This is a genomic window from Polynucleobacter sp. 35-46-11, assembly GCF_002281105.1.
Genome location: NZ_NCFJ01000217.1, coordinates 1 through 4,068, shown reverse-complemented (window position 1 = coordinate 4,068; position 4,068 = coordinate 1). Strand labels below are relative to the sequence as shown.

The 4,068-nt window shown below is 47.2% G+C and carries 5 protein-coding genes; all 5 read right to left on the bottom strand.

Translation table 11 applies throughout. The annotated features are described in order from the left end of the window. Positions 1–135: 135 nt before the first annotated feature. Positions 136–1,155 carry an ACR3 family arsenite efflux transporter gene (arsB, locus tag B7Y67_RS12180; RefSeq protein ID WP_293598878.1) on the bottom strand — a complete coding sequence of 340 codons (1,020 nt, stop codon included), beginning with the start codon at positions 1,153–1,155 and terminating at the stop codon, positions 136–138. A gap of 46 nt (positions 1,156–1,201) precedes the next feature. Then, positions 1,202–2,956 carry an arsenical pump-driving ATPase gene (arsA, locus tag B7Y67_RS12175; protein WP_293598877.1) on the bottom strand — a complete coding sequence of 585 codons (1,755 nt, stop codon included), beginning with the start codon at positions 2,954–2,956 and terminating at the stop codon, positions 1,202–1,204. Between the two features lie 9 nt (positions 2,957–2,965). Further along, positions 2,966–3,322: an arsenite efflux transporter metallochaperone ArsD gene (gene arsD / locus B7Y67_RS12170; RefSeq protein WP_293598876.1), complete on the bottom strand. Its 357-nt coding sequence runs from the start codon at positions 3,320–3,322 to the stop codon at positions 2,966–2,968. A gap of 11 nt (positions 3,323–3,333) precedes the next feature. Then, entirely contained in the window at positions 3,334–3,813 is a 480-nt protein-coding gene (locus B7Y67_RS12165; RefSeq protein WP_293598875.1) for an arsenate reductase ArsC, read from the bottom strand. Positions 3,814–3,840: 27 nt separating this feature from the next. After that, positions 3,841–4,068 (bottom strand): helix-turn-helix transcriptional regulator (locus B7Y67_RS12160; protein WP_293598874.1); only part of this gene is annotated, 228 nt, incomplete at its 5' end.

Below are 4,068 nucleotides of genomic sequence, written 5' to 3'. Positions count from 1 at the left end.
ATGAAAAGTATTTTGAATGATTTCATGATATTTCCTTAATCGGGGTTAAACGAGTTTTAAAGCCTAAAAAAGCGATTGCTTTTTCATTCTTAGCCAACGCCTGAAACTTACAAAAGGAATACGAATATTTTAATTTTATGTCGTTTCGTACCAATGACGACTGCGGTTAACCACATGCACTACCAGCAGCATGGCTGGCACTTCAATCAGAACACCCACTACGGTAGCCAATGCAGCACCCGAGTGAAACCCAAATAAGCTGATGGCGGTGGCGACTGCCAACTCGAAAAAGTTGCTGGCGCCAATTAATGCAGAAGGGCAGGCGATGTTGTGTTTTTCACCAAGTTTTTTGTTGAGCCAATAGGCCAGCGCTGAGTTAAAAAATACCTGAATTAAAATGGGCACTGCCAGCAAGGCGATAATCAACGGTTGTTGCAAAATGGCAGCGCCTTGAAACGCAAATAGCAAAACTAAAGTAAGTAGTAACGCGCCGATTGACCACGGGCCAATTTTTTCCATAGCACTGTCAAACACCTGCTGACCACGACGTAACAGCAATTTGCGCCAAATTTGTGCAATCAATAACGGCAGCAATATATATAGCAGCACAGAGCTGATTAGAGTTGCCCAGGGAATTATAATCGCTGAGATACCCAACAATAGCGCCACGATGGGCGCAAAGGCAAAAATCATGATCGTGTCATTTAGCGCCACTTGCGACAAAGTAAATAGCGGATCACCTTTGGTCAGGCGACTCCATACGAATACCATTGCGGTGCAGGGGGCGGCAGCTAATAAAATAAGCCCCGCAATATAGCTGTCAATTTGCTCGGCAGGCAACAGTGGTGCAAAAATATTGCGAATAAACAGCCAGCCTAAAAACGCCATGGTAAATGGCTTGACTAGCCAGTTAATGACTAAAGTTACGCTAATGCCGCGCAAGTGTTGCTTGACTTCATGCATGGCGCTGAAATCAACTTTCACCAACATCGGAATAATCATTACCCAAATAAGCAAGCCTACCGGCAGGTTGATTTTAGCAATCTCAATATTACCTATGGTTTGAAATAGTGCTGGAAAAAACTGCCCGGCAGCTATACCAATGACGATACAAAAGGCTACCCATAAGCTCAGATAGCGTTCAAAAATATTCATGGATGAAGTGTTGGTAGTCATGTTAGTCGTTGCTTGATTATGGTGATTAGCCTGCAGCCAGTTGCTGTAATTTTTCCATGCCTATAGGCTCACTTATGTGTAATGGCACAACGGCATAGCGTTTGGCATATTGTTTCGCTACTGCGTCAATTTCTTTTAATTCATTATTTGCACGTTTGCGTAGTAAAGAAGATGTTGTCGTGGTTGCGGCAACACTTGAGTTAATCACCCATGCCCATGGCTCTATGCCAGCGCGGCGCAAATCTTCCTGTAAGTTTGCGGCTTCGAGCACGGGCGTTGTTTCTGCGAGTGTCACAATGAGCACTTTAGTTTGTTTACTGTCTTGCAGTTGCATCATTGGCGTGGTGTAGTGGAGGCCTGCGCTGTCCATCTGGCGTGCTACTTCACGATGGTAAGCGCCAGTTGCGTCCAACAACAATAATGTATGCCCGGTAGGCGCGGTGTCCATGACTACAAACTTTTTGCCGGCTTCACGGATGACGCGAGAAAATGCCTGAAATACAGCAATTTCTTCGGTGCAAGGTGAGCGTAAATCTTCTTCTAGCATGGCGCGGCCTTGAGCATCCAGCTTGGCGCCTTTGGTTTCTAATACATGCTGACGGTAACGTTCAGTTTCTGCTTGTGGGTCTATGCGGCTTACCGTTAGATTTTCCAGTGAGCCTGCTAAAGTTTCACTTAAGTGTGCCGCCGGGTCTGAGGTCGTTAAATGTACGCTTAAGCCACGGTTTGCCAAATCAACTGCAATGGCTGCAGCAATAGTAGTTTTACCCACGCCACCTTTACCCATTAGCATCATCAAGCCATGTTCGTCTTTAGCAATTTCATTGACCAGTGTTGAGAGATTAGGGGCGCTCAGTTTTGCATTTGGCTCTAGGTGGATAGCGATTGCGGTAGCTTTGTCTGTAAGCAATAAGCGTAATGCCTCTAAACCTACCAGATTGAAAGCTTTTAACATGACTAAGTCGCGGGGTAAGTTAACAAGTGCGGGTGGAATATTGTTAAGCGTTGTCTGTTCGCGTTTTTGTATCGCAACTGCTAGTGGGTCAGTCTCGTAATCATTGAGCGGCATAATGCCGTTAATCACCAGATATTGCTGTTGCAGACCGATGGCTGATAACTCTTCATGGGTGCGCGCAACTTCGCGCAGGGTGGCGCTTTGGGCACGTGCTACTAAAATGAGTCTGGTGCGAGCGCTATCAGCTAATGCGTCTAGTGCGGCTTGATATTGCGTACGTTGTTTTTCTAGTCCGGCCAATGGCCCCAAACACGAGGCGTCACCTTTGCCTGCTTCTAAAAACCCACTCCATGCGCCCGGTAATTGTAATAAACGAATGGTGTGGCCTGTAGGCGCGGTGTCAAACAGGATGTGGTCATAATCATGGGTTTGTCTTGAATCGATGAGTAGGGCGGTAAATTCATCGAATGCAGCAATTTCCGTGGTACAGACACCGGATAACTGTTCTTCAATGCCTTTTACAATGCTGTCAGGCAATTTGCCGCGCACTGGGTCTACAATCCGATTGCGATACTCTTGTGCTGCAGCTTGTGGGTCAATCTCAAGCGCGCTCAAGTTTGGCACCGCTGCAATATCGGTAATATGATTGCCAATATTTACACCAAATACCTGTCCTACATTTGATGCTGGGTCGGTGCTGACTAGCAGCACGCGCTTACCAAGTGCTGCCAATTCAATGGCGCTGGCACAGGCGATAGAGGTTTTGCCTACACCGCCTTTGCCAGTAAAAAACAAAAAACGAGGGGGTTGTTCAAGAAACTTCATTGATAATACCTAACAACATTTTCCAGCGTTGCAGCATGAAGCCGGGGCGGTAATTTCCACCATCTGAATATCCGCCCAGCGTGCTAGTTCGCTGCGGTTAGGATAGCGTCCAGCCAGCGCTACCTCGCCGTCTACTAGCACCAATGGCAAAGCCTCTTCGCCAGAGCGCTTTAAAAAACTCCGCACCACTTGATTGTTGGCGAACTGCATGGGCTGCTGTGCCAAATTAAAACGCTCAATGCTGACACCTTGCTGTTTTGCCCAATCTGCATCTGCGGAAAAATTCACTAATTGTTGGTCTACATCGGTGCCACATACGCCGCTGCTGCAACACATGGCAGGGTCATAAATTTGAATTGATTTCATGATGATTCTCCTTAAACAATTTCGACTGCAATTTTATCCATCGCAGCTTTGAGAGCAGTCTTGTTTTGTTGAAGCTCTTCAAGAGGCAGCGCTAAAAATGCTTCAATACGTGCGCGCAATATTTGATAGGCCTGCATAAATGCGGCATCAATTTCTGCGTCGGTACCTGTTGCATGCGCTGGGTCTGCAACGCCCCAGTGGCTTCTTAATACTTGCCCTAGGTAAACCGGGCAGGTTTCATTGGCTGCGTTGCCGCACACCGAAATCACAATATCTGGCGTTACTGGCAAGCTATCCCAGGACTTGCTGTAATAACCTTCGGTTGCAATGCCTTCGCGTGCGAGCAGCGCAAGTGAGCGAGGGTGTACCTCGCCAGTAGGTTTGCTGCCAGCGCTCATGCCATGCCAGCCTGCGGGTGCTAAATGGTTAAAAGTAGCCTCAGCCAGAATAGAGCGGCAAGAGTTGCCGGTGCATAAAAACAATACATTCATGTTGTTAGAGCCTCTGGGTTTATGGTGTTATTTGGGCGCGCATGCAGTGCTGCTATTTAAGCTGGCACATTGTTCCGGCTTACCTGCGCAGCATTCTTCAGTAAGGTAGTCTACAAGTGCAAACATCAACGTTAGGTTGGCGCGATAGCGTTGATAGCGACCCTCTTGCACTACGCTTACCATGTCGGCATGGGTCATGGCTTTTAAATGAAACGATAAGTTGTTAGCCGGAATGTTGAGTGTGCTGGCAATCTC

Excerpts from the sequence above, each read along its gene's own strand:
- B7Y67_RS12165 (WP_293598875.1), bottom strand. The coding sequence starts at position 3,813 with ATGAATGTATTGTTTTTATGCACCGGCAACTCTTGCCGCTCTATTCTG.
- arsD (WP_293598876.1), bottom strand. The coding sequence starts at position 3,322 with ATGAAATCAATTCAAATTTATGACCCTGCCATGTGTTGCAGCAGCGGC.
- arsB (WP_293598878.1), bottom strand. The coding sequence starts at position 1,155 with ATGAATATTTTTGAACGCTATCTGAGCTTATGGGTAGCCTTTTGTATC.
- arsA (WP_293598877.1), bottom strand. The coding sequence starts at position 2,956 with ATGAAGTTTCTTGAACAACCCCCTCGTTTTTTGTTTTTTACTGGCAAA.